General features: G+C 59.7%; 5 protein-coding genes. All 5 read right to left on the minus strand.

Annotated features, from left to right (window positions below; all coding sequences use genetic code 11):
• Positions 1-202 precede the first annotated feature (202 nt).
• The 5 genes from U9R25_13930 to U9R25_13950 all read right to left on the minus strand — a co-directional run bounded on the left by U9R25_13930 (position 203) and on the right by U9R25_13950 (position 4385).
• On the minus strand, positions 203-1399 hold the full coding sequence (locus U9R25_13930) for a damage-control phosphatase ARMT1 family protein (GenBank protein ID MEA3337006.1): 1197 nt from the start codon (positions 1397-1399) through the stop codon (positions 203-205).
• A 10-nt stretch (positions 1400-1409) separates the two neighbouring features.
• The gene (locus U9R25_13935; protein ID MEA3337007.1) at positions 1410-1979 is read right to left on the minus strand and encodes a C-GCAxxG-C-C family protein; all 570 of its coding nucleotides are present in this window, start codon (positions 1977-1979) and stop codon (positions 1410-1412) included.
• Positions 1966-2964, minus strand: coding sequence for a 1-phosphofructokinase (pfkB, locus tag U9R25_13940; protein ID MEA3337008.1), 999 nt, complete (start codon positions 2962-2964; stop codon positions 1966-1968). The genes U9R25_13935 and pfkB overlap by 14 nt, the downstream gene beginning before the upstream one ends.
• A gap of 120 nt (positions 2965-3084) precedes the next feature.
• Positions 3085-3633, minus strand: a complete 549-nt coding sequence (locus U9R25_13945) for a GNAT family N-acetyltransferase (GenBank protein ID MEA3337009.1) — start codon at positions 3631-3633, stop codon at positions 3085-3087.
• Entirely contained in the window at positions 3633-4385 is a 753-nt protein-coding gene (locus U9R25_13950; GenBank protein ID MEA3337010.1) for an AAA family ATPase, read from the minus strand. Before U9R25_13950 ends, U9R25_13945 begins: the two co-directional genes overlap by 1 nt.
• Positions 4386-4949 lie beyond the last annotated feature (564 nt).

Genomic DNA, 4949 nt, shown 5'->3' on the forward strand with positions numbered 1-4949 from the left:
CACCCTTCGCGCTTCCTGTTCTTACCTCCCGGTACGCCCGCTGGCGCGCGCACCTCCGTGCCTTCGTGGTCCAAACCTCCGCACCCTTCGCGCCCTTCGCGCTTCGTGGTCTTACCTCCCGGTACGCCCGCTGGCGCGCGCACCTCCGCGCCTTCGTGGTCCAAACCTTCGCGCCCTCGCGGTCCAAACCGTTCCCGTGGCCCTATTCCTGGACGGCTGTGTTCATGTAATGGATCACACCTCGTTTTCCGTTGATCAGCCAGCCAGGATCCAAACTGTGCAATTCCTCGGCCTTGCCCGCTGGAAGCCCGACCATGATCTCGCCCTTCAAGGTTCTAAGGGCCACAAAGGGCGCGGGGAAATCTCCGGCGATCGACCGCATGGCGGTAGTGAACGGCCAGTGGCGATCATCCAGCAACCGCCGATAGTTTACATCTCCCTTTATGATTACCAGATCGGCGCGCTCAAGCTGAGTTTGAAGCGATGGGGTGGCTTCCAGCCGGCTGAACATGTGGAAGCTGGTCCAAAAGGGATTATCGCGCAATTCCAGCTGCCCGGACGACAGGTGCTGGTCCAGCCGATCGCCAAACCGGGAGACAGTCTCTTCCGGGGAGGCCTGGAGAAGCTGTAGGGTCAGCCCTATGTCCTCGGGCATGGCATCGGAGACAAAGAACGGGTAGTCCTTGAGGTGGAACACGACCTGGCGCGTCCAGCCCCGGGTCAAGAGGAAATCGGCCAGGGCCAGGTCGAACAATACATCCAGGCCAACGTTGTCGTTGATGAAGGCCACCGACCTGGTGCCGGGTGAGAGCAAGTCACGGACTGCTTCAGTGTCGTCTATGAGAATGTTCTGGCGCTCGGCGTGGGTGGCCAGGCCTCCGGAAGCCTGCTGGCGCACGGTGAAGTTGCTCAGGTCGGCCCGGTTGCCCCACAGGCTGGAGTGCAGGAGGGCTTCAAAGACCAACTCCGGAGCCAGATCATCAAGATGAGTCCAGCTCTTCGCCAGTTGTTCTATGGCGGCTTCAGTTTGCTGCTGCTTCTTGCAGGCAAAAGGGTCGCGGGCTAACCATGGACCTGGCTGGAAGTAGCGCACGGCCTCCAGGAGCTTGCGGTAGAAAAAAACCTCAGCCCAGTACCAGGGAACCTCGAGCCAGGTTTTCCCGGTATACTTAAAGAGTTCCCGGTTCCACGCGGCCACGTCGGGCGCCTGTTCGCGCAAAGGTTGCATGGCTTGGCCGGCGATCTCATCGCGAAAGGCAGCCAAAGCCTGCATGACGGCGGCGGAATAGTCGTTGTTCTCACCGACCTGGCGAATGATCTGAGGCTTGCGCTCGACGATGGTCTTACGCGCAAAAGAGCCGGGATCGCAGGTCATGAGGAGCGGGGGTAGCTGGGTCAAAAGGACTCCCTCATTCGACACGCTCCTCGTCACTGGTGCCAACAGCCGGCATCGTTATCTGCTGTTCTGCCACGATCTCCACCGCCCACCTGGCGGCCTGAGCGACCACAAGTGGGCATTTGTCCTCGTGGGCGCCCGCCTGCTCAAAGGCCTGACGGTCCTGAGGATCGCGCAGATCGAAACCTCTGCCGATCACATGTTCCTGGACCCCTCGACAGGTAAAGGAACCGTAGTGCTGCAAAAATCTCTCCCGCAGGCGCTGAATCATGGCATAGGTGCCGTACTTATTCTCCCGATCGCCGTCAAAGAACTCTCGGCGACGGGGGGACAAAAGTCCGAAAGCCATCGATGCACCCACGTACGCGCCGCATGGGCCATCGCCCATCAGTCCCATGCCGCCCGCAATGCCGGTGGCTGCCCGGAAAACGGACTCGTCGAACTGGTCCAGGGCATCCAAGACCGCGGCCACGGTACACTGGCCGCAGCCATGGTAGGTCTTCTCATATTCCAAACCGAGTTCGTAGGCCTGTTTTGCTCGATCTGTCCACTGCCTCTCGATCATGATACTATCTTGGTTCATGGTTTTCAACCTTGCTAATAGCTGTCACCGGCCAGACCTGGATTTGCGGGAGAAGGACCTCCACCTCTTCCAGGCTGCCAACGCCGACCCCTTTGGACATGGCTGCTGCCGTACCGGTTGCCACGCCCCAGCGCGCCACATCCGCCAGGGGCAAGTCGTAGATCAGGGCGTAGGTCATGCCGGCGACCAGCGCGTCGCCAGCGCCGGTGGGATTTCCAATCGCAACCGCAGGTGGCCTGGCATGGAATGTCTCCTTGTTTGATGACAGCGTCAGGCCGTCGGCTCCCATTGAGAGGGCCGCCAGTTCTACGCCCTGGTCCAGAATAAGTTCAGTTGCCATGCGGGCATCCTCGGGCAGATGGAGGAACTGGCCTGTTATCTCGTTGGCCTCGACGGCATTGGGCTTGACCAGATAGGGATGGGCCGTGCAGCCGATTTGAAGCGCCTCGCCGCTGGCATCCAGCACTGTTCTGGCACCCGAGGACTGGATCAGTTGGATCAACCGGGCATAGAAATCCACCGGCACGCCAGGAGGCAGGCTCCCTGCCAGTATCCAGAGGTCGCCGGGACGCACGCGAGCCCGTACCCGGTCGACAAAGGTATTGAGCTCGTCAGGCTGAATGAATGGACCAGGCTCATTGACCTTGATATACCGCCCGTTCGAGTCATCGACAATCACCACATTGGTGCGGGTTTCCTCCTGCACCGGCACAAAGTCGGTGTCAATCTGCAAGGCCGCCAGTCCCTTCGAAAGGGTCTCGCCTGTGGCGCCGCCCACAAAGGCCATGGCAGTGCTCTCCAATCCCAGGGCTAATAATGCCCGCGAGACATTGAAGCCCTTGCCGCCCCAATCCTGACGGGTGGCGGTGGCACGGGTCATCTCGTCGAATTCGATGTGAGCGACGGTAAGTGTGCGATCGAGCACGGGATTCAGGGTTACGGTGACGATCATGATACTGATACTGCTGGCGGTTTTTTGGATCAACGGGCACAACCGGATTTTGCAACCTATGCACAATGTTACCCTTGCCGGGACAGAGATGCAAGAAAGCGCTGCAGCCCTCTTCAGATCCGCCAAAGGGGCCGGAGACTCCAGTCATACTGTTCAACAATCGGGTATCATCGATTCCCAGAATGACTTGAATGGGCGGTTGACTGGTCCCTTTTTTGTCTGTCGGATCACGAGGCCACGGGCCAGGTAATTCCGGAGGGCGTTGGGATGATCATGGCTACAGGTCCTCAGCCAGACCTTGTTGGCGCCCATTTGCCAGGCACGCTGGACGGCCACCGTCAGCAGTGAACCGCCAAGACCCTGGCCGATGAACTGGGGCAAGAGGCCCAGAGTGAGGATCTCGACATCCCCCTCGGTGTGTTTCTCCAGCTCGAAATAGCCGGCCGGTGTCCCGGCAAAGGTCGCCACCCAGGTTTCCAGTTCATCGCGGTTCACGAAGGTGTACCAGTCGTCCTTGGTCCAATGGCTACGGCCTCCCCAGCGCCATTGGTGGCCAACCACTGTATGGAGGAACTTGTTGTATTCGGGGCACTTGACTGCTACACGCTCAATCTGTAAACCAGGCGTGTCGGGATGTTTCGGCCGCAGGTCTTCCGGCCGCTGCATTTCCAGCGTATAGGTGGTTTTGCTTTCGGCGTGCATTAGCCAACCTCGTCCAGGTATCGGCTCCTGTCCTCCATAAAACTGCGATAGACCCGGTAGTGCTCGGTGTCCTCGTAGAGGATCGGGCTTACCGGGATGGAGTCAAAGCTGTAGATGGTAGCCCCTGGGCAGGCCAACAGGATCGGCGAGTGGGTGGCGACAATAAACTGGGCCTCTCCTCTACTTCCCTCCCGAGCCAGGATTCTGAGCAACTGGAGCTGGCTATTGGGAGAAAGAGCGGTCTCCGGCTCGTCCAGGAGATAGAGGCCCGGGATACGGTAGCGGGAGTTGAAATAGGCCATCAAGGATTGGCCGTGGGATTGGGTCACCAGCGATTGGCCGCCGAAATACTCGAGCTGTCCCGGATCCGCTGCCGCCCACTCGTCCAACGCTTCTACAAAATACTGGAATACGTCGGACCCGAAGTAAGACCCCGGCATGGGTCCTTCGGCCCAGTCAACTGTGATGTGCTCCCGGAGCTTGTTCTCGTACGGGTTGGCCTTGAAGCGAACCCGCGTGGTGTTCCTCCAGATGTGGATGCCGCAGACAGAAGCCAGGGCTTTCAACAAGGTCGACTTTCCGCTGCCATTCTCGCCGACAAAGAGCGTGACCGGCGTTCCAAACTCGATGCACCTGGTCCCGCGAAGAACGGGCAGAGAAAAGGGATAGAAAGCATCGGTTGGGTAATTCTCGGGATGAAGAGTAACGGTGACGATCATGATGCTGAAACTGCTCGCGGTTTGAAAGGTCAACGGGCGCAACCGGATTTTTTTACCAATGCACAATGTTACCCTTGCAGGGGCAGAGATGCAAGTATGTTGCACGCTGCCGAAACCAACCCCATTTCCGCGTTCCCCCTTCCCGTGTCGCAGAGGCAGGCCATTCTGTCATTGCGACGCTAGCACGCCAGCAAGCGTACCGTGAGGTAAGTGATGCGGGAGCTAGTGACCCATCCCACGGCAACCATGAAATGCGCCGGTACAACAAACTCACGCATCCGTCACTCCCGCGGAAGCGGGAGTCCATCGAGGTCGTCCGTGACGATTGGTAGTCCTGGGCGGGGCAAGTTTCTAAGCAGGCCCAATCCCACTCCACCTCACCGGCGGTTGTGCATGGAGCTAGGCCGTGGCAATCTCAGACTCCCTTCACCGCATGGTTTCCCCAACAGCGTATGAGACTGCCACGTCGATCTCGCTGCCTGGCTCCCGCTGTCCTTGTTAACCTTCTGCCGTTGCGTACCGTGGCGCTCCCCGCGTCCCCGCCTCCCCCCATCCCCGCCTCCCCGCCTCCCCGCCTCCCCGCCCCCTTCGCGCCTT

This window comes from Chloroflexota bacterium (assembly GCA_034717495.1).
Taxonomy (GTDB): domain Bacteria; phylum Chloroflexota; class Anaerolineae; order JAAEKA01; family JAAEKA01; genus JAYELL01.

Bases quoted from the DNA above. Each gene is read 5' to 3' on its own strand.
- U9R25_13935 (MEA3337007.1), bottom strand. From the start codon at position 1,979: ATGAACCAAGATAGTATCATGATCGAGAGGCAGTGGACAGATCGAGCA.
- U9R25_13945 (MEA3337009.1), bottom strand. From the start codon at position 3,633: ATGCACGCCGAAAGCAAAACCACCTATACGCTGGAAATGCAGCGGCCG.